The sequence below is a fragment of the Streptomyces sp. SP18CS02 genome, assembly GCF_036322365.1.
GTDB lineage: Bacteria > Actinomycetota > Actinomycetes > Streptomycetales > Streptomycetaceae > Streptomyces.
Map to the genome: position 1 here is coordinate 57,181 of NZ_JAQYXC010000263.1, position 20,492 is coordinate 77,672.

The following is a 20,492-nucleotide window of genomic DNA, read 5'->3' on the forward strand; positions in this document are numbered from 1 at the left end:
GACGTCGGTGATCACGAAAACGCCTGCTTGCGTACGCCTTGGGCTCATGTATGACCCGCGTCGCATGTCCCACTGGCAACCATCCGTTCGACGGACGCGTCTTCCCCCCGGCAGAGGGGGAACCAAGAGGGGGCAACGACAGGACCCGAGCACGACCGACCGGTGTGCCGCCCGACGGCACTAAAGTGGGTCGGACCCGGGCGGGCCCGAGAGGGCGGCCCGGGGCCACGCAAGGACCACGATCGCAGGGAGCGCATGACGTGCGGCCGGTAGGCAGCAAGTACCTGCTCGAGGAGCCGCTCGGTCGCGGCGCCACGGGCACCGTCTGGCGAGCCCGCCAGCGGGAGACCGCGGGCGCCGAGGCGGCCGTTCCGGGGCAGCCCGGCGAGACCGTCGCGATCAAGGTCCTCAAGGAGGAGCTCGCGAACGACGCGGATGTGGTGATGCGGTTCCTGCGGGAACGCTCCGTCCTCCTCCGCCTGACCCATCCGAACATCGTGCGCACCCGCGACCTGGTGGTGGAGGGGGATCTCCTCGCCCTGGTCATGGACCTCGTGGACGGTCCCGACCTGCATCGCTACATCCGCGAGAGCGGGCCCCTGACGCCGGTCGCGGCGGCCCTGCTGACGGCCCAGATCGCCGACGCGCTCGCCGCCAGCCACGCGGACGGCGTCGTGCACCGGGACCTGAAGCCGGCCAACGTGCTGCTCGCCGAGCGGGACGGCGAGATGCACCCGATGCTCACCGACTTCGGCATCGCGCGCCTCGCGGATTCCCCCGGCCTCACCCGGACGCACGAGTTCGTCGGCACGCCCGCCTACGTCGCTCCGGAGTCCGCCGAGGGACGCCCGCAGACCTCCGCCGTGGACATCTACGGCGCGGGCATCCTGCTCTACGAGCTCGTCACCGGCCGGCCCCCCTTCGCCGGCGGTACGGCCCTGGAGGTGCTGCACCGGCATCTCAGTGAGGAGCCCCGCCGGCCCTCCACCGTCCCCGGCCCGCTGTGGACGGTCATCGAGCGCTGCCTGAGCAAGGACCCCGACCGGCGCCCCAGCGCGGTGAACCTCGCCCGCGCCCTGCGCACCGTCGCGGCCGGTGTCGGGCTGCACGCCACTCCCGCCCAGATCGAGGCCGCGGAGGGCGTCGGCGCGCTGCTCGCCCCCGACCCCGCTCCGGCCTCGGTGCCCGGAACCCCCGGGGCGGCCGACCCCACGCAGGTCCTGCCGAGCAACGCGGGCCAGTACGACCCCGCCGCCGCGACCAGCGTGATGCCGACCAGCGGCCACGGCGGCCCGGGCGGCAACGCCGACCCCACCGCCGTCATGCCCCCGCTCCCGCCGCGCCCGGACGGCCCGCCGCAGCCCGAGGAGCCGCACCCGTGGCAGTCCCAGCTGCGCGCGGCCCGGGACCGCAACGAGCAGACCCAGGTCCAGTACCTCGACCCGAGCCAGGACCCGCTGCGCCGGCGCCCCCAGCGCCAGGCGCCCCAGCAGCCGCCGCAGCAGCAGTACCCGCCCCAGCAGCAGCGCCACCAGCCGCCGCCGCCCCCGCCCCAGCAGCACAGGCCGCCGCAGCGTCAGCAGTACGCCCCGCCGCCGCCCCAGCAGTACGCGCCCCAGCACCAGGCGCGTCAGCCGTATCCGCCGCAGCAACCACAGCAACCGCAGCGGCCTCAGCCGCCGGCTCCGCGCGAGCCGCGTCCGCCGCGGCAGCGCAGCGCCAATCCGATGCGGATCCCCGGTCTCGGCTGCCTCAAGGGCTGTCTGTTCACGATCATCCTGTTCTTCGTGGCGGGATGGCTGATCTGGGAGCTCACCCCGCTCCAGGACTGGGTCGCCGAGGGCAAGAGCTACTGGACCGCGATCAGCGACGCCGTCTCGGGCGTCTCCGACTGGATCTCGGGTCTGGGCGGGGACGCCGGCGGCGGTACGGGGACGCCGTAACCGCCCCCACGATCGACGGCTCTGCCGATTTGTCGACTTCCGGAGGGTGATTTCCCTCCGGAAGTGAGTACTGGCGCCCGCACCCGCGTAGCTTTGTCGAGAACGCCAGCCGCTGAGGGAGCAGTCTTGGCACGGAATATCGGCAGCCGGTACACGGCCCACCAGATCCTGGGGCGGGGGAGCGCCGGCACGGTGTGGCTCGGCGAGGGTCCCGAGGGGCCCGTCGCCATCAAGCTGTTGCGCGAGGACCTGGCCTCCGACCAGGAGCTCGTCGGCCGCTTCGTCCAGGAGCGCACCGCGCTGCTCGGGCTCGGCCATCCGCGCGTGGTGGCCGTCCGCGACCTCGTCGTCGACGGCAACGACCTCGCCCTCGTGATGGACCTGGTCCGGGGCACCGACCTGCGCACCCGGCTCGACCGGGAGCGCCGGCTCGCCCCGGAGGCGGCCGTCGCGATCATCGCGGACGTCGCCGAAGGGCTGGCCGCCGCGCACGCCGCCGGTGTCGTCCACCGCGACGTCAAGCCGGAGAACATCCTGCTCGACATGGAGGGCCCGCTCGGCCCCGGCGGGTCCCACCCCGCGCTGCTGACCGACTTCGGCGTGGCCAAGCTGATCGACACCCCGCGCCGCACCAAGACCAACCGCATCATCGGTACGCCGGACTACCTGGCCCCGGAGATCGTCGAGGGCCTGCCGCCCCGCGCGGCCGTGGACATCTACGCCCTGGCCACGGTCCTGTACGAGCTGCTCGCGGGTTTCACGCCGTTCGGCGGCGGCCACCCCGGCGCCGTGCTGCGCCGCCATGTGACGGAGACGGTCGTCCCGCTCCCGGGCATCCCGGACGAGCTGTGGCAGCTCATCGTCCAGTGCCTGGCCAAGGCCCCCGCCTCCCGGCTGCGCGCCTCCGAGCTGGCCGCCCGCCTCCACGACCTGCTCCCGCTGGTCGCGGGCATGCCGCCGCTGGACGTGGACGAGCCGGACGCGGAACCGTCCTCGGAGCCGTACGAGGACGACCCGTACCCCACCCTGCCCTCCGAGCCGCGCCGGGCCGCCGTGCCGCTGGTGCCGGGGGCGTCCACCGACTCCAACCGGGACACCCACACCTCGATGCGCGTCCCGGCGCCCGACGAGCTCTCCGGCGGCCCGCTCGGCACCGCCCGGGCGCCGCGTCCGGCCGGCGGCCGCCGCCCCGGCTCGGCCCGCAACAGGGCGGGGGCCGTCCGCAAGCGCCGCCTCGCCCTGGGCGTCGTCGCCCTGGCCCTGGCGGCCGCGGCGGGGGTCGGGGGCTACCTGGCGACCAGCGGCGACGAGCCGTCCGCCCCGCCGCGGGACTCCAGGCAGTCGGCCCCCTCCCAGCCCTGAGCGCCGGCCCCGTTCCCTCCGGGGGGACGGGCCGGCGCGGCCAGCCGTTACGCTGGTGTCGTGGCAGTCGTCGATGTATCCGAAGAGCTGAAGTCCCTCTCCTCGACCATGGGGTCGATCGAGGCCGTCCTGGACCTCGAAAAGCTGAGGGCAGACATCGCCGTGCTCGAGGAGCAGGCCGCGGCCCCGTCCCTGTGGGACGATCCGGAGGCGGCGCAGAAGATCACGAGCAAGCTTTCGCACCTCCAGGCCGAGGTCCGCAAGACCGAGGCGCTCCGGAGCCGGATCGACGACCTCGCGGTGCTCTTCGAGCTCGCCGAGGCCGAGGACGACGCCGACACCCTGGCGGAGGCCGAGACCGAGCTGGAGTCGGTGCGCAAGGCGCTGGACGAGATGGAGGTCCGTACCCTCCTCTCCGGCGAGTACGACGAGCGCGAGGCGCTGGTCAACGTCCGCGCCGAGGCGGGCGGCGTCGACGCCGCCGACTTCGCGGAGCAGCTCCAGCGCATGTACCTGCGCTGGGCGGAGCGCCACGGCTACGGCACGGAGATCTACGAGACCTCCTACGCCGAGGAGGCCGGCATCAAGTCGACCACCTTCGTCGTCAAGGCGCCGTACGCCTACGGCACGCTCTCCGTGGAGCAGGGCACCCACCGCCTGGTCCGTATCTCGCCGTTCGACAACCAGGGCCGCCGTCAGACGTCCTTCGCGGGCGTCGAGATCCTCCCGGTCGTGGAGTCCAGCGACCACGTGGAGATCGACGAGTCCGAGTTGCGCGTCGACGTCTACCGTGCCTCCGGCCCCGGCGGCCAGGGCGTCAACACCACCGACTCCGCGGTCCGGATCACGCACCTTCCCACCGGCATCGTGGTCTCCTGCCAGAACGAGCGCTCCCAGATCCAGAACAAGGCCAGCGCGATGAACGTCCTCCAGGCCAAGCTGCTGGAGCGTCAGCGCCAGGAGGAGCGCGCCAAGATGGACGCTCTCAAGGGCGACGGCGGCAGCTCCTGGGGCAACCAGATGCGCTCCTACGTCCTGCACCCGTACCAGATGGTCAAGGACCTCCGTACGGACTTCGAGGTCGGCAACCCGCAGTCGGTGCTCGACGGCGAGATCGACGGCTTCCTGGAGGCGGGCATCCGCTGGCGCAAGCAGCAGGAGAAGTAGCGGGAGGGCAACGGCCCTTCCTCGCAACGCCTTTCGGCGCCGGACCCCCTCGGGCGGGTCCGGCGCCGTTCGCGTGGAGGCGCGCGCCCGCCGGGTCCGCCCCGCCGGGGAACCGGCGGATGCTCCGCCGATTCGCTGACGCAAGCGGTGAGCAGGGCCCCAGCTCGCTTTGTCGACAAGGGAACTGGCGTATGAGGGGCGGCGGTTCCGCGTTTACGTCACAGTTGCATCGTTGCACGCCAGGCAAGTGTGATCATTTGGGGCATCGTTCGCGCAACGACCTTGACGCTTGTCCTAAAACTGGGAAAGCTGACGCGCGGCATGCGCATGTCTGGGGCGTGTGTGATCGGGGGAGGCTGCGACGAGCCCCCCGTGTCCGATGCCCCGAGCGCTGCTCCACTGACGAGATCAGCTACTGGGGGTAGCAGCCAGATGACCAAGAAGACGCGGGTCCGCGTAGCGCGGATCGCAGCCGGTGCGGTGATCGCAGCCGGTGCGTCCCTGACCGCAGCGGGCGCCGCTTCCGCCGTCGGTATAGACGTCAACGTCGCGGGCATCGGTGTCAACGCCGAGGTCAGCAAGGACGGTATCGAGGCGGGTGCCGTCGGCGGTAACGACACCGTCGGCTCCACGACCGGTGGCGCCACCACGGGCGACCCGGGCACCACGGGTGCCACCACCGGCGACCCGGGCACGACCGGCGCCACGACCGGCGACCCGGGCACCACGGGCGCCACCACGGGCGACCCGGGCACGACCGGCGCCACCACGGGCGACCCCGGCACCACGGGCGCCACGACCGGCGACCCGGGCACGACCGGCGCCACCACGGGCGACCCCGGCACCACGGGCGCCACGACCGGCGACCCGGGTACGACCGGTGCCACCACGGGCGACCCCGGCACGACCGGCGCCACGACCGGCGACCCGGGCACCACGGGCGCCACCACCGGCGGTCCGTCCACCGGTGGCGGCAACGGCGGCAACGGGGGCAACGGCGGCAACGGCAGCACCGGTGGCTCCACGGCCACGGGCGGCAGCACCGGCGGCTCCACCGCCACGGGCGGCAGCACCGGCAGCACGGGTGGCTCCGCCGCCACCGGTGGCTCCACCTCGGGCGACGCCGGTACCTGCACCGTCGACCTCGACGGTGCCGAGTGCGCCGACAACACCGACACCGACTCGGCCGGCTCCCAGCCGGTCGAGCAGGGCAAGGCCAAGGAGGAGCTGGCCGAGACCGGCGCCGCCGAGACCTCGTTCCTGCTCATCGGTGCCGCGACGATGATCGCGGGCGGCATCGGCTTCCGCATGCTGCCGCGCCTCGTGGGTGGCGGCCGCACGGCCGTCTGACCCCCTCGGCACGCCAGAAGGGCCCGGACGCCACTCTCGGTGGCTGTCCGGGCCCTTCCGGCTGTCCCAGGGAGGTCTACGCGGTCTGGTGGGCCAGCAGCGCGAGCGCCGCGACCAGGATCACCAGCAGTGCCAGCAGCGCCGCCGGGTTCAGTCCGCCGAGGGGGCCCTCCTGCTGGAGGCGCTCCCGGTTCGCCCGGCAGACATGGCAACGGCCCTCGTTCACGGGAGCCGCGCAGTTGGCGCACACCAGTCGGTCATAGGTCATGCGCTTTCCTCCTTCCGCGCGGCGGAGCCGCAAACGCGGACTGTGCACACAGTTCTCTCCGCCCAACGCTCAGGGAAACGCATCCGTTCCCCCTACCACTGTGCCAGGTCCCTGGATTTTAGGCGCGCCCCGCCGGATTCCCCCGGTTCGGGCGCCACGCCCGCCGGGACAAAAGGCACAAGGCCGGACGGCGACTGCGCGGGGCATCCCCGGTCGCGTATGGTCACGCTCACCTACTCCCTGCCGACCGTGGTGCACCCGTGATCCGATTCGACAACGTCTCCAAGTCCTATCCGAAGCAGAACCGCCCCGCGCTCAGGGATGTCTCCCTGGAGATCGAGAAGGGCGAGTTCGTCTTCCTGGTGGGGTCCTCCGGCTCCGGAAAGTCCACCTTCCTGCGGCTGATCCTGCGCGAGGAGCGCGCCAGCCACGGCATGGTGCACGTTCTCGGCAAGGACCTGGCCCGGCTGTCCAACTGGAAGGTGCCGCACATGCGCCGCCAGCTCGGCACCGTCTTCCAGGACTTCCGCCTGCTGCCCAACAAGACCGTCGCGGAGAACGTGGCGTTCGCGCAGGAGGTCATCGGCAAGCCGCGCGGAGAGATCCGCAAGGCCGTTCCCCAGGTCCTCGACCTCGTCGGACTCGGCGGCAAGGAGGACCGCATGCCCGGCGAGCTCTCCGGCGGTGAGCAGCAGCGGGTGGCCATCGCGCGCGCCTTCGTCAACCGGCCCATGCTGCTGATCGCCGACGAACCGACCGGCAACCTGGACCCGCAGACCTCCGTCGGCATCATGAAGCTGCTGGACCGGATCAACCGGACCGGCACCACCGTGGTGATGGCCACCCACGACCAGAACATCGTCGACCAGATGCGCAAGCGCGTCATCGAGCTCGAAAAGGGCCGCCTCGTACGCGACCAGGCGCGCGGCGTCTACGGCTACCAGCACTGAGCAAGGAAAGGCTGAACGCACGCGATGCGCGCCCAGTTCGTACTGTCGGAGATCGGTGTCGGCCTCCGTCGTAATCTCACGATGACCTTCGCGGTCATCGTCTCCGTCGCCCTCTCCCTCGCCCTCTTCGGCGGAGCGTTGCTCATGCGCGAGCAGGTCAACGTGATGAAGGACTTCTGGTACGACAAGGTCAACGTCACCATCTACCTCTGCAACAAGAACGACGCGGAGGGCGCGGACACCTGCTCCAAGGGAGCGGTGACCGCCCAGCAGAAGAAGCAGATCGAGGACGACCTCGACAAGCTGGACATCGTCGAGAGCGTCCAGTACGAGACGGCCGACCAGGCGTACAAGCACTACCGGGACCAGTACGGCGACACCGCCATCGCCAGCATCATCACGCCCGACCAGATGCAGGAGTCGTTCCGGGTCAAGCTGAAGGACCCCGAGAAGTACAAGGTCGTGGCGACCGCGTTCGCCGGGCGCGACGGCGTGCACTCGGTGGCGGACCAACGCGGCATCCTGGAGAACCTCTTCAACATGATGAGGGGCATGAACGTCGCCGCGCTCTTCGTCATGGCGCTGATGCTCGTCATCGCCCTGATGCTGATCGTCAACACCGTGCGCGTCTCCGCCTTCAGCCGCAGACGCGAGACCGGGATCATGCGACTGGTCGGCGCGTCCAGTTTCTACATCCAGATGCCGTTCATCATGGAGGCGGCGTTCGCGGGGCTGCTGGGCGGAGTGGTCGCCTGCGCCATGCTGCTGGCGGGGCGTTACTTCCTGATCGACGGCGGTCTCGCGCTCTCCGAGAAGATGCCCCTGGTCAACTTCATCGGCTGGGACGCGGTGATCACGGTCCTTCCCCTCGTCGTGGTGATCGGCCTGCTCATGCCGTCACTCGCGGCCGCGATCGCGCTGCGCAAGTACCTCAAGGTGTGACAAGCGCCCCGGGCGTCGTGGGGCCAACGGCCCTACGGCGCCTTTCGCTTGTCCTAGAGTGGGCGCCATGCTGGGCCCGGAGTTCTGCACCCGGCCCCGCGGCGCCGGGGGCCGCGGGGCGGCCCTGGCATTCGTCTTCGCGACCGTCCTCGCCGCGGCAGCCGCGACCAACTGCCTCCCCCGCGAGGAGCGGCCGGTGCCGGTGCGGCCCGTCAGCTCGGCCGGGGCGTCCACGGCCGACCGGGACGAGGTGGCCAGGGCGGCGGCCGACGCCGTGGCCGACGGCAAGTCGGGGGCGAAGGCCGCCGAGGAGGTCGTCAGCCGCAGCGGGGACCGGTGGGGCGCGGTGTACGACCCGCGCGAGTACGAGGAGTTCGAGCAGGCCCTCGACGGCCGGTACGTCGGTGTGGGCCTGTCCGCCCGGCGCGGCGCCGACGGCCGGGTCGAGGTGGCCCGGGTGCAGGACGGCGGACCGGCCGCGAAGGCGGGACTGCGCCCCGGCGACCTGCTGCGCACCATCGACGGGCGCCCGCTGCGGGGACGCTCGGTCTCCGAGGCGGTCGCCCTGCTGCGGGGCGACGGCCAGGGGGCCGGGGCCCGGGCGGGATCGGCCGTGGTCCTCGGCGTCCAGCGCGGCCCGCGCGTCTGGACCGAGACGCTGCGCCGGGCCCGGCTGGCCACCGAGGCCGTCACCGTCCGGCGGCTGGGCGGCGACGCCGTCCTGATCAAGGTCTCGGCGTTCACCCGGGGTACGGGCGAGCGGATCGGCGACGCCGTCCGCGGCGCCCCCGAGGGGGCCGGCATCCTCCTGGACCTGCGGGGCAACGGCGGCGGGCTGGTCTCCGAGGCGGTCACGGCCGCGTCGGCCTTCCTGGACGGCGGCCTGGTCGCCACGTACGACGTCCACGGGCGGGAGAAGGCGCTGTACGCCGCCCCGGGCGGGGACACCGAGCGGCCCCTGGTCGCCCTGGTCGACGGCGGCACCATGAGCGCGGCCGAGCTGCTGACGGGCGCGCTCAAGGACCGGGGCCGGGCGGTCACGGTGGGGACGCGCACCTTCGGCAAGGGGTCGGTGCAGATGCCGAGCCGGCTGCCCGGCGGATCGGTCGCCGAGCTGACCGTCGGCCACTACCGCACCCCCGCCGGGCACAGCGTGGACGGCCGCGGCATCACCCCGGACCTGACCGCGGGCGACGGGGCCGAGGAGCGGGGCCGGACGGTCCTGAGCGGCCTCGGGGGCGCTTCTTAAAAGAGTTGCGGCACAGTGCGAAAATGGCGGGACTATGGCTAAGGAAAAGGACACAGGGCGCAAGCTCATCGCGCAGAACAAGAAGGCGCGGCACGACTACCACATCCTCGACACCTACGAGTGCGGCCTGGTGCTCATGGGGACCGAGGTCAAGTCGTTGCGCATGGGACGGGCATCGCTGGTGGACGGGTTCGTCCACATCGACGCCAACGAGGCATGGCTGCACAACGTGCACGTCCCGGAGTACGTACAGGGGACCTGGACCAACCACTCCGCCAAGCGCAAGCGCAAGCTGCTGCTCCACCGGGCGGAGATCGACAAGCTGGAGTCGAAGTCGCAGGAGACGGGTCACACGATCGTGCCCCTCGCGCTGTACTTCAAGGACGGGCGGGTCAAGGTCGAGATCGCGCTCGCCAAGGGCAAGAAGGAGTACGACAAGCGGCAGACCCTGCGCGAGAAGCAGGACCTGCGCGAGACGAACCGGGCGATCTCCGCGGCGCGGCGGCGGCAGCGGAGCGCGTAGGACCCTCGTCCGCGTCCGGCAGGACCCGGACGGACACCCCCGGCCGGCACGGAGCCTGCCCGGTCCGGAGGAATACGCTGGCATGGTCGTGCGTTGGTCACGTACGATGGGCCGTGCGCTCCACAGCGGGTGCACGTTTTGAAAAATGAACATGGGGATGATCGGTTTCGACAGCGGATGTCGAAGCAGGGGAAGCGAGCCGAGGAAGCGGCAATGATCTCGTAAACCATATGTCGCAACCAATAATCGCCAACACCAAGCGCGATTCCTTCGCCCTCGCTGCCTAAGTAGCGATTTGCGAAGTGTCAGCCCGGGGGTGATCCCGACCCGGATCCTGGCATCATCAAGGGATCTAAACTTCTAGGCCCGGTCACGGGGCCTGGAAGGAAATCAAACAGTGACTGAGCCCGTCGGAGACTTGTCCGTGTGATCTCCGGGGCCGAGAAAATCGCAGCGGACTGCGCTCGGAGAAGCCCTGATTCTGCACCGTTGGACGCGGGTTCGATTCCCGCCATCTCCACTTTCCCATGTTTCTCATAGACGAAGGCCCGGCTGTCACGACAGCCGGGCCTTCGTCGTACCCCGGGCCGGCTCCGCCGTCGCCGTCGCCGTCGCGAGTACGAGGGCGAGCGCCGCGGCCGCCGCCGGGACCAGGTACGCGAGGGCCGCACCCGCCGACTCCACCGCCCAGCCGCCGGTCGCCGAGCCCGCCGCCGCGCCGCCCATCAGCGCGGTGACGGCCAGGGTCATGCCCTCGTTGAGCCGGCCGCGCGGGGTGCGGCGCTGGATCAGTGTCATGCCCGTGACCATGGCCGGCGCGGTCGCCATGCCCGCGACCAGCAGGGCCGCCGCGACCAGGGGCAGCGCACCGGTCAGCGTGGCCGCGAGCAGCGGCAGCGACATCAGCGCGGCCATGGCGGCGAGGCAGGGCCACAGCCGGGCCGTCCGCCGGGCCCTGCCGTAGAGGAGGCCCGCCGCGCACGACCCCGCCGCCTGGAGCGCCACCACCGCACCGGCCGCCGGGCCGTCCACGAAGGCGAGCGTCACGACCTCCAGCGACCCGAAGACCGCGCCGGTGGCCAGCAGGACCGCCAGCAGGGAGGGCATCCCGGGGGCGCGCAGCGGGGTGCGGCCCGTGCCGGCGCGGGGGGACGCGGGCGGCTCGGTGGCGCGCTGGGTGGCGAAGATCAGGATGCCGGCCAGGAGCAGGACCGCCCCGGTCACGGTGCCCGCCTCCGGGAACAGCGCCGCGCACAGGAACGCGGCCAGCACCGGCCCGGTCATGAAGCACAGTTCGTCGGCGGCCTGCTCGAAGGCGTTCGCGGTGTGCACCGCCGCCGGGTCGTCGCGGTACAGGTGCGCCCAGCGGGCGCGGGACATCCCGCCGATGTTGGGAGTGGTGGCGGTCGCGGCGTACGCGGCGAACAGCGTCCACGCCGGGGCGTCGTGGCGGACGCACAGCACCAGTGCGAGAGAGCCGAGCACGGCGATCAGCGCCGCGGGCACGGCGACCCTTGCCTGGCCGTGGCGGTCGACGAGCCGCGCGGTGAACGGCGCGACCAGGGCGGTGGCGGCCAGGCCGGTGGCCGTGACGGCGCCGGCGAGGGCGTACGAACCGCGCGATCCGGCGATCATGATCACGGCGCTCACCGTGAACATCCCCATGGGGAGCCGGGCGATGAGGTTGCCCAGGGTGAAGGCGCGGGTCCCGGGCTCGCCGAACAGCCGGACGTAGGCGTTGCGCGAGGCGCGACGAGGCGCCGGAGGGGAGGCTTCCTTGTAGCGCGGGGCCGGGAAGGGGGAGTCGGAGTGCAGCCCCAGCAGGGGGCCCCGGAGGGTCGATTGCGGCATGCGGCCAGCTTGGTGGCACCCCGCCGCGGCGGTCCAACACCTGAACCGCACCCATTGACGCACCCCGGTTGTAGATTCGGCGCGTGGCCCATGACATCGAACCCCGGCTGCTGCGCGCGTTCGTCGCCGTGGCCGACGAGCTCCACTTCACCCGCGCCGCCGCCCGGCTGTACGTCGCCCAGCAGGCGCTCAGCCGGGACATCCGGCGCCTGGAGCGCGAGCTGGGTGCCGTGCTGTTCGCCCGGACCACCCGGCAGGTGACGCTCACGTCGGAGGGGGAGCGGCTGCTGCCGTACGCGCGCAGCGTGCTCGCCGCCCACGACGAGCTCGGCGCCGCCTTCGCCGACGAGGCGCGGCCGCTGCTGGTGGACCTCAACACCGAGGGGATGATCACCGGCCGGGTGCTGGCCAGGGCCCGGGAGCTGGCCCCGCAGTGCGAGCTGATGGCCCGTTTCGAGAGCGGCCTGACCGGCGCGGCAGCCGAGATCCTGGCGGGGCGGCTCGATGTGTCCTTCGGGCGCTTCGGGGGGCTGGCGCCCGAGGTCCGCGCCCGGCTCGACCGGCAGACGGTGCGCTACGAGCCGATGGGCGTCCTGCTGCCGCTCGGCCATCCTCTGGCCGCACACGCCGAAGTGGAACTGAACGCCCTGTCGGGGGAGTCCCTGTACGCGGGAGCCGGGAATCCCGGCACCCGGGAGTGGACCGATCTGGCCGAGCGGCTGTTCGCGGGGCGGGGCATCGGGATCGCGCCGCCCGCGCCGGTGGCGATCGGAGCGGAGGAGTTCCGTCGGGTGATGGCCAAAACCCGTACACCGGTCCTGGTCGCGGTGGACTTCCCCGTGATGCCGGACACAGTGCTGCGGCCGCTCGTGCGCCCCGTGCCGCTGTCCCCGGTCTCGCTCGTGTGGCGAAAGGGGCTCAGACACCCTGGTGTCGAAGCCTTGCGCACGGCCGCCGCCGAGCTGGCCGAGCAGGAGAAATGGTTGGACATTCCGCCCGGGGCCTGGCTGCCGGAGGGTGATTTGTTGCAGATGTGCAGCAATCAATGAACCATAAGCACCCCTGCCACACAGGTGCGCTACATTCGTACTCCGGGTGCAGTGTGATAGGGGGGCGCGTCGACCGGGTGGGGGCCTGGCCGGGGGCGACATACCCAGGAATCGCGTGCGCACCCCTTTTTCCGTTCAGTGGGGGATGTGCGTACAGCAGTGGATAATTGGCGAGAAAACACCCAAAACGGGCACACATATGAGCCACACGACGTGACCGTCCAGCTCGACGGGCTCGGGCGGCAGGGCACGGAGCCGCCGTTCGGTCCCGCGACCACCCGGCTCGACGTCGTGACCGCCCCGGAGGCCTCCTCCGACGGGCCGGTCTTCGTCGACGAGAGCGGCCGGCGCAGCAAGAAGTTCCGGCGGCTCGGCTGGGTGCTGGCCATCGCCTGCGCCGTCTACGCGGTCACCCTGGTCGCCGCGGTCATCGGCGGAAACTCCAGCGCTCCCTGGCTCCTCATACCCGGTCCCGCCGACGAGACACAGACGGACACCACCCAGGTCGTCCCCGCTCCCTCCAGCAGCACGGGCCCCGACGGCGTCCCGGCCGCGGTACCCGGCGTCCCCGCCCCCACCGACTCCGCCGGGGCGGTCGTCCGGCAGCCCTCCGGCAGCGGTTCGAGCGGCGCGCCCGCCCAAACCGGCGCCGAGCCCACCGCATCGCCCGGCAGCGGCCTGAGCACCGGCGGCACCGTCGTCGACAAGCCGGACCCCAAGCCCCCGGTCGTACAGCCCTCGGGCGGCGCCTCCGAGCCGCCGCCCATCCCCTCGACGGATCCCGACCCCACGGTCGATCCGACGACCCCGACGGAAGAACCGACCGATCCACCGGTCGTAGACGGCGGCAACCAGCCCCTGGCCGCGGAAGGCGCACAGTAAATGACATCCCCCGGCAGGCGGCGCGCGCAGAAGAAGACGCGTGTCCGCCGGCGCAGGCTGCCCATGCGCTATCTGCTGCCGTCGCTCTTCCTGGTCGCGCTGCTCGCGATGCTGATGCTGCGCGGCTATGTGCACAGCGAGATCCTGGCCGACCACCGCGTACGCCCGCCCGTCGCCTACGACCAGGTGCCCGAGGACATCCTCAAGGGCGGCCCGGTCATCGACGCACGTGACAAGAACGCCCCCAAGGCGCTGAGCGTGCCCGACAAGAAGCTCGTGCTGACCTTCGACGACGGACCGGACCCGGTCTGGACGCCGAGGGTGCTGGACAAGCTGAAGGAGTACGACGCCCACGGCGTCTTCTTCGTCACCGGCACCATGGCCTCGCGCTACCCGGACCTGGTCGAGCGGATGGTGAAGGAGGGCCACGAGGTCGGCCTGCACACCTTCAACCACCCCGACCTCTCCTACCAGTCGGCCAACCGGATCGACTGGGAGCTCTCCCAGAACCAGCTGGCCATCGCCGGCGCGGCCGGGGTGCGCACCTCGCTGTTCCGCCCGCCGTACTCGTCGTTCTCCAGCGCGCTCGACAACGAGGCCTGGCCGGTCACGCAGTACATAGGCAGCCGCGGCTACATCACGGCCTTCAACAACACCGACTCCGAGGACTGGAAGCGCCCCGGCTCCGACGCGATCATCAAGCGCGCCACGCCCGAGGGCACCAAGGGCTCGATCGTGCTGATGCACGACTCCGGTGGCGACCGCTCCCAGACCGTCGCGGCCCTCGACCGCTTCCTGCCCGAGATGCAGGCCAGGGGCTACGAGTTCACCGTGCTGACCGAGGCGCTCGGCGCCCCCAGCGCGCACACCCCGGTGTCCGGCCTCGACCTGTGGAAGGGCAGGGCGTTCGTCGCCGCGGTCGCCGTCTCGGAGAACACCACCGGCGTCCTGGTCGGCGGCCTCGCCATCATCGGCGTGCTGGTCTTCGCCCGTTTCGGCCTGATGCTCGTCCTGTCGTTCGCGCACGCCCGCAAGGTCCGCCGACGCGGCTTCCGCTGGGGCAGCCCCATCACCGAACCGGTGACCGTGCTGGTCCCGGCGTACAACGAGAAGGAGTGCATCGAGAACACCGTGCGCTCCCTGATGGCCAGCGACCACCCCATCGAAGTGATCGTCATCGACGACGGTTCGACGGACGGGACGGCCGACATCGTCGAGGCGATGTGGCTGCCCAACGTCCGGGTGGTGCGCCAGGTCAACTCCGGCAAGCCCGAGGCGCTCAACAACGGCATCCGGCACGCCCGCTACGACATCATCGTGATGATGGACGGCGACACCGTCTTCGAGCCGTCCACCGTCGGCGAGCTGGTGCAGCCCTTCGGCGACCCGCGCGTCGGCGCGGTCGCGGGCAACGCCAAGGTCGGCAACCGCGACTCGCTCATCGGCGCGTGGCAGCACATCGAGTACGTGATGGGCTTCAACCTCGACCGCCGCATGTACGAGCTGCTGGGCTGCATGCCCACCATCCCGGGCGCGGTCGGCGCCTTCCGCCGCGAGGCCCTGGACCGGGTCGGCGGCATGAGCGAGGACACCCTCGCCGAGGACACCGACATCACCATGGCCATGCACCGCGACGGCTGGCGCGTGGTCTACGCGGAGAAGGCCCGGGCCTGGACCGAGGCGCCCGAGAGCGTGCAGCAGCTGTGGTCCCAGCGCTACCGCTGGTCGTACGGCACCATGCAGGCGATGTGGAAGCACCGCCGCGCCGTGATCGAGCGCGGCCCCTCCGGCCGCTTCGGCCGCGTCGGCCTGCCCCTGGTCTCGCTGTTCATGGTGCTGTTCCCGCTGCTGGCACCGCTCATCGACGTCTTCCTGCTGTACGGCCTGGTCTTCGGGCCCACCCAGAAGACGGTCGGCGCCTGGCTGGTGGTCCTCGCCATCCAGGCCGTGTGCGCCGCGTACGCCTTCCGGCTCGACAAGGAACGGATGACCCACCTGATCTCGCTGCCCCTCCAGCAGCTCCTGTACCGCCAGCTCATGTACGTCGTGCTCCTGCAGTCCTGGATCACCGCTCTCACGGGCGGCCGGCTGCGCTGGCAGAAGCTGCGCCGGACCGGTGTCGTGGAGGCCCCCGGCTCCATCCCGGGCCAGCGCCAGAGCAGTGAGAACCGGAGGCCGGTCGCGTGACCATCCCCTCTCTGGAAACCACCGGAGGCGTCCCGCGGGCGCGGCACAAGGCGACCGTGGCCGGCGGACCCGCCCCGGCGGCCGCGCGCCCCGGCCGCGACCGCTACCTCGACCTGCTGCGCGCCGTCGCGCTGGTCCGCGTGATCGTCTACCACATCTTCGGCTGGGCCTGGCTGACCGTCCTCTTCCCGTCCATGGGCGTGATGTTCGCGCTCGCCGGGTCGCTGATGGCGCGCTCCCTCTCCCGGCCCGCGTGGGGCGTGATCCGGGGACGCGTCCGGCGGCTGCTGCCGCCCATGTGGGCGTTCTCGCTCGCCGTCGTACCGGTCATGTTCTACCTGGGCTGGAAGCCGCTGAAGGAAGAGGGCCTGTGGTGGTTCGCCAAGCTGGCCACCTACGTCTTCCCGATCGGCGCCCCGCCGTACCCGTGGCACAGCGGTGACCCGTCGGGGCTCCTGGAGGACACCTGGGCGGTCCAGGCCGCCGGGCCCCTCTGGTACATCCGCGCCTACCTCTGGTTCGTCATCGCCTCGCCGGTGCTGCTGTGGGCGTTCCGCAAGGTGCCATGGGTGACGCTGCTGGCTCCGCTCGGCCTCACCGCGATCGTGGGCTCCGGCCTCGTCAGGATCCCGGGCGAGACGGGCAACGCGATCAGCGACTTCGCCTGCTACGGCTCCTGCTGGGTCCTCGGCTTCGCGCACAACGAGGGGCTGTTCCAGAAGATCCCCAGGTACGTCTCCGTCTCCGCGTCCGCCCTGATCATGGCCTTCGGCCTGTGGTGGGCCTCCGGGCACCTGGGACCGGACGGCTGGGACCTCAACGACATCCCGCTGGCGCAGGCGACCTGGTCGTTCGGCTTCTGCGTGATCCTCCTGCAGTACTCCCCGTCCTGGCAGGTACTGCCGGGGAAGCTGGCCGCGTGGGACAGCCTGGTGACCCTCGCCAACAACCGGGCCGTGACGATCTACCTCTGGCACAACCTGCTGATCATGGCGACGATCCCGGTCATCGACCTGCTGTTCCAGATCCCGGGCGTGTGGCCGACGTACTCCGGCTACATCGAGAGCGCCTACCCCGTGCTCATGCTGATCGTCGTCTTCCCGCTGATCGGCCTGATGATCATGGCCGTGGGGTGGCTGGAGGACGTCGCCGCCCAGCGCAGGCCGCGGCTGTGGCCGAACGGCAGGAAGCGCGAGGCGCGCCGCTGAGGCGCCCTGGGCACCACGGCGCACCGACGGCGCCCGACGGCGCCCGGCACGGCGCTCACAGCCTCGCCGGGCGCCGGGTGAGAGCAAGGTTTCAGCCCGGTCACCTCACATGACCGGGCTGAAACGCGGCCTCCCTAGCGTGAGGTCCTGACGGGATTCAGGACCTGACAGCAGTGGAGGTGCGCGATGAGCGGCCGGTGGATCGAGCGGTGGGACCCCGAGGACGAGACCTTCTGGCGGGACGGGGGTGAGCGCGTCGCCCGCCGCAATCTGCTCTTCTCCGTCGTCTCCGAGCACATCGGGTTCTCCATCTGGACCCTGTGGTCCGTGATGGTCCTGTTCATGGGCCCCGAGTACGGGATCGACCCGGCGGGCAAGTTCTTCCTGATCGGCATGGCGACGCTGGTCGGCGCGGTGATCAGGGTGCCGTACTCCTTCGCCGTCGCCCGCTTCGGCGGCCGCAACTGGACGGTCTTCAGCGCGCTGCTCCTGCTGCTGCCCACCGGGGCGGCGTTCCTGGTCATGGAGCCCGGCACGTCGTACACGACCTTCCTGCTGGTCGCCGCCCTCACCGGCGTCGGAGGCGGCAACTTCGCCTCGTCCATGACCAACATCAACGCCTTCTTCCCGCTCCACCGCAAGGGCTGGGCCCTCGGGCTCAACGCGGGCGGCGGCAACATCGGCGTGCCCGTCGTCCAGCTCGTGGGCCTGCTCGTCATCGGCACGGCGGGAGCCGCCAGCCCCCGGCTGGTGCTCGGCATCTACCTCCCGCTGATCGTCGTCGCCGCCGTCTGCGCCGCGCTCTACATGGACAACCTGGCGCCCGTCAGGAACGACACCGGAGCGGTCAAGGAGGCCGCGAAGGCCCCCCACACCTGGATCATGGCGTTCCTCTACGTCGGGACCTTCGGCTCGTTCATCGGCTACAGCTTCGCCTTCGGCCTCGTCCTCCAGACACAGTTCGGCCGCACCCCGCTCCAGGCCGCCTCGCTCACCTTCATCGGGCCGCTGCTCGGCTCGCTGATCCGGCCCGTCGGCGGCGCGCTCGCCGACCGGTACGGCGGGGCGCGCATCACCCTGGGGACCTTCGTGGCGATGGCCGGCGCGACCGGTGTCGTCCTCTACGCCTCGGTCGTCGAGTCGCTGCCGGTCTTCCTCGTCGGCTTCACCGGCCTGTTCGTCCTGAGCGGCCTCGGCAACGGCTCGACCTTCAAGATGATCCCCGTCATCTTCCGCGCCAAGGCGCACGCCTCCGGACTCGTCGGCGAGGAGGCGGACGCCTACGGGCGCCGGCTCTCGGGCGCCGCGATGGGGCTCATCGGCGCGGTCGGGGCGCTCGGCGGACTCGGCATCAACCTCGCCTTCCGCCAGTCCTTCGCCACCGCCGGGACCGGCACCGCCGCCTTCGTCGCCTTCCTTCTCTTCTACGCGGCCTGTCTGGCCGTCACCTGGGCGGTATACCTTCGCCGTCCGATCGAGGCGCCCGCGAAGCCGCAGCTCAGTTACTCCGAAGTGTGATCGGGAATGCGCCGTAACGGGGGCGAAATACGGCCGCCCCGAGACTGTCACGCATCCTTGTCAGGCTCTGATGCCATGCACCAGGAACAGCACGGGCCCCTCGCGGGCTTCACGGTCGGCGTCACCGCGGCCCGCCGCGCGGACGAGCTGGGTGCGTTGCTGCAACGGCGCGGAGCGGCCGTCGCGCACGCCCCCGCACTGCGGATCGTGCCACTCGCCGACGACACCGAACTCCTCGCCGCCACGAAGGACCTGGTGGCCGACGCCCCGGACATCGTCGTCGCCACCACCGCCATCGGCTTCCGCGGCTGGCTGGAGGCGGCCGACGGCTGGGGGTACGGCGAGGAGCTCGTGGCCTGCCTGCGCGGTGTGCAGGTCCTGGCCCGAGGACCGAAGGTGAAGGGCGCCGTGCGGGCGGCCGGGCTGACCGAGGAGTGGTCGCCCGCCTCCGACTCCATGGCCGAGGTCCTCGACCGGCTCCTCGAACAGGGGGTCGAGGGCCGCCGCATCGGCCTCCAGCTCCACGGCGAGCCGCTGCCCGGGTTCGTGGAGGCGCTGCGGGAGGGCGGGGCGACCGTCGTCGTCGTACCGGTGTACCGATGGATGCCGCCGGAGGACCTGGGGCCGCTGGACCGGCTCATCGACCTGACCGTCACGCGCTCCCTGGACGCCCTCACCTTCACCAGCGCGCCGGCCGGCGCCTCGCTGCTGGCCCGCGCGGAGAGCCGGGGCCTGCTGCCCGAGCTCCTCGCCGCCCTCAACCACGACGTGCTGTCCGCCTGCGTCGGGCCGGTCACCGCCCTGCCGCTCCAGGCGCACGGCATCGACACCGTCCAGCCCGCCCGCTTCCGGCTCGGGCCGCTGGTCCAACTGCTCTGCCAGGAACTCCCGGCGCGGGCCCGCACACTGCCGGTGGCCGGCCGCCGGGTGGAGATCCGGGGCCAGGCCGTCCTCGTCGACGGCGAGCTGCGGCCCGTCCCGCCCGCCGGTATGTCGCTGCTCAACTGCCTGGCCCGTCGCCCCGGATGGGTCGTCTCCCGGGGCGACCTGCTCCGGGCGCTGCCGGGCGCGGGCCGCGACGAGCACGCGGTGGAGACGGCCATGGCCCGGCTGCGCTCCGCGCTGGGCGCCCCGAAGCTGATCCAGACGGTCGTCAAGCGCGGCTACCGGCTGGCGCTGGACCCGGAATCCGACGCCAAGTACGCGGACGGATAGCCGAAGGCGGCCCGGCCGCCGGCCGGACAGCCACGGGCACCGCCGGGCGGCCCGCCGCACGACGGGCCGCACCCGTCACCGCGGGGCGGGAAAGGGGCGGGCGGGGTTCCGGTGACCTCCCCGGGCGGGCACTCTGTTGACGACACAGGGCGGTGACCCCGGGGCGGTGACTGGCGCATGGCGGCGGACCGGAGCACGGGTTCGGGCGGGCGGCGGTTCGACTCGGGGCGGCTGTGCCTCGATCTCATGGCGACCGGGGAGCCGTCCTCCCCGGACCGGCTGTCCGGACCCGAAGCGCTCACCGCATGGCTGGTGGCGGCCGGCCTGGTCCCGGCCGGCACCCCGCTTCCCGCGGTCGACGCCCACTGGGTGGCCCGCTTCGGCGAACTGCGACGGTGGACGGGCCAGTTGGTGCGGGCGCAGCTCGACGGCCGGGGCGGGTACGCCGATTGCGCCCTGGCTCGCCTCAACACCCTCGCCGCCGCCGCGCCTCCCGCGCCGCGCGCCGTACGGGCCACGGCCGGTGAAGGGAACGACCTGGTCAGGGCTTTGGGAAGCACGCCCGACTGCGGCGCGCTGCTCGCCGCTGTCGCACGCGACGCCATCGACCTGCTGACCGACCCGGCCGCCCGCGCCCGGCTGCGGCAGTGCGAGGGGGACGACTGCGCCCGGGTGTATCTGGACACCTCGCGAGGGCGCCGGCGCCGCTGGTGCTCCAGTGAACTGTGCGGCAACCGGGAGCGCGTCGCCCGCCACCGCGCGCGTATCCGAAAAGATCTTTCGAAAAAATCTCCCGCGCTTTGAGTGGTTCCGCGCCGCCCTCCGTAG

Annotated in this window: 17 protein-coding genes and 1 other RNA gene; 16 read left to right on the forward strand and 2 right to left on the reverse strand. The window is 71.9% G+C overall.

The features are described from left to right. The first annotated feature begins 260 nt into the window (after positions 1-260). The 4 genes from PUR26_RS06940 to PUR26_RS06955 all read left to right on the forward strand — a co-directional run bounded on the left by PUR26_RS06940 (position 261) and on the right by PUR26_RS06955 (position 5,822). A complete protein-coding gene (locus PUR26_RS06940) occupies positions 261-1,943 on the forward strand; it encodes a serine/threonine-protein kinase (protein ID WP_329870256.1) in 1,683 nt (560 codons plus the stop codon). A gap of 126 nt (positions 1,944-2,069) precedes the next feature. Continuing rightward, positions 2,070-3,305, forward strand: a complete 1,236-nt coding sequence (locus PUR26_RS06945) for a serine/threonine-protein kinase (protein ID WP_329870257.1) — start codon at positions 2,070-2,072, stop codon at positions 3,303-3,305. Positions 3,306-3,365: 60 nt separating this feature from the next. Continuing rightward, positions 3,366-4,472 (forward strand): peptide chain release factor 2, encoded by a 1,107-nt coding sequence (gene prfB / locus PUR26_RS06950; protein WP_329870258.1) that lies wholly within the window; start codon positions 3,366-3,368, stop codon positions 4,470-4,472. 432 nt (positions 4,473-4,904) lie between these two features. Further along, a complete protein-coding gene (locus PUR26_RS06955; RefSeq protein ID WP_329870259.1) occupies positions 4,905-5,822 on the forward strand; it encodes a hypothetical protein in 918 nt (305 codons plus the stop codon). 76 nt (positions 5,823-5,898) lie between these two features. Here PUR26_RS06955 and PUR26_RS06960 read toward each other — a convergent pair whose 3' ends face one another. Beyond that, positions 5,899-6,090 carry a hypothetical protein gene (locus PUR26_RS06960; protein ID WP_329870260.1) on the reverse strand — a complete coding sequence of 64 codons (192 nt, stop codon included), beginning with the start codon at positions 6,088-6,090 and terminating at the stop codon, positions 5,899-5,901. A 260-nt stretch (positions 6,091-6,350) separates the two neighbouring features. Between PUR26_RS06960 and ftsE the strand changes: the two genes are divergently transcribed. From ftsE to ssrA, 5 genes are all read left to right on the forward strand, one after another. Further along, positions 6,351-7,040, forward strand: a complete 690-nt coding sequence (gene ftsE / locus PUR26_RS06965) for a cell division ATP-binding protein FtsE (RefSeq protein ID WP_329870262.1) — start codon at positions 6,351-6,353, stop codon at positions 7,038-7,040. Between the two features lie 24 nt (positions 7,041-7,064). Continuing rightward, the gene (gene ftsX / locus PUR26_RS06970) at positions 7,065-7,982 is read left to right on the forward strand and encodes a permease-like cell division protein FtsX (protein ID WP_329870264.1); all 918 of its coding nucleotides are present in this window, start codon (positions 7,065-7,067) and stop codon (positions 7,980-7,982) included. Positions 7,983-8,049: 67 nt separating this feature from the next. Further along, entirely contained in the window at positions 8,050-9,231 is a 1,182-nt protein-coding gene (locus PUR26_RS06975; protein ID WP_329870266.1) for a S41 family peptidase, read from the forward strand. A 34-nt stretch (positions 9,232-9,265) separates the two neighbouring features. Next, a complete protein-coding gene (gene smpB / locus PUR26_RS06980; RefSeq protein WP_329870268.1) occupies positions 9,266-9,754 on the forward strand; it encodes an SsrA-binding protein SmpB in 489 nt (162 codons plus the stop codon). 153 nt (positions 9,755-9,907) lie between these two features. Next, positions 9,908-10,277, forward strand: a transfer-messenger RNA (tmRNA) gene (gene ssrA / locus PUR26_RS06985). Between the two features lie 32 nt (positions 10,278-10,309). Here ssrA and PUR26_RS06990 read toward each other — a convergent pair. Continuing rightward, positions 10,310-11,605, reverse strand: coding sequence for an MFS transporter (locus PUR26_RS06990; protein ID WP_329870269.1), 1,296 nt, complete (start codon positions 11,603-11,605; stop codon positions 10,310-10,312). A gap of 83 nt (positions 11,606-11,688) precedes the next feature. Here PUR26_RS06990 and PUR26_RS06995 point away from each other — a divergent pair, with 83 nt between their 5' ends. The 7 genes from PUR26_RS06995 (at position 11,689) to PUR26_RS07025 (ending at position 20,468) form a co-directional block, all read left to right on the forward strand. Beyond that, a complete protein-coding gene (locus PUR26_RS06995; RefSeq protein WP_329870271.1) occupies positions 11,689-12,654 on the forward strand; it encodes a LysR family transcriptional regulator in 966 nt (321 codons plus the stop codon). A 213-nt stretch (positions 12,655-12,867) separates the two neighbouring features. Then, positions 12,868-13,536, forward strand: coding sequence for a hypothetical protein (locus tag PUR26_RS07000; RefSeq protein ID WP_329870273.1), 669 nt, complete (start codon positions 12,868-12,870; stop codon positions 13,534-13,536). Beyond that, complete coding sequence (locus PUR26_RS07005) at positions 13,537-15,723, forward strand: glycosyltransferase (RefSeq protein WP_329870274.1); 2,187 nt, start codon at positions 13,537-13,539, stop codon at positions 15,721-15,723. A 2-nt stretch (positions 15,724-15,725) separates the two neighbouring features. Next, positions 15,726-16,931, forward strand: a complete 1,206-nt coding sequence (locus PUR26_RS07010; protein WP_443077003.1) for an acyltransferase family protein — start codon at positions 15,726-15,728, stop codon at positions 16,929-16,931. Between the two features lie 186 nt (positions 16,932-17,117). Beyond that, positions 17,118-18,449, forward strand: coding sequence for a nitrate/nitrite transporter (locus PUR26_RS07015; RefSeq protein WP_329870276.1), 1,332 nt, complete (start codon positions 17,118-17,120; stop codon positions 18,447-18,449). Positions 18,450-18,524: 75 nt separating this feature from the next. After that, positions 18,525-19,664, forward strand: coding sequence for a uroporphyrinogen-III synthase (locus PUR26_RS07020; RefSeq protein WP_329870279.1), 1,140 nt, complete (start codon positions 18,525-18,527; stop codon positions 19,662-19,664). 177 nt (positions 19,665-19,841) lie between these two features. Next, on the forward strand, positions 19,842-20,468 hold the full coding sequence (locus PUR26_RS07025; RefSeq protein WP_329870281.1) for a CGNR zinc finger domain-containing protein: 627 nt from the start codon (positions 19,842-19,844) through the stop codon (positions 20,466-20,468). Positions 20,469-20,492: the final 24 nt, after the last annotated feature.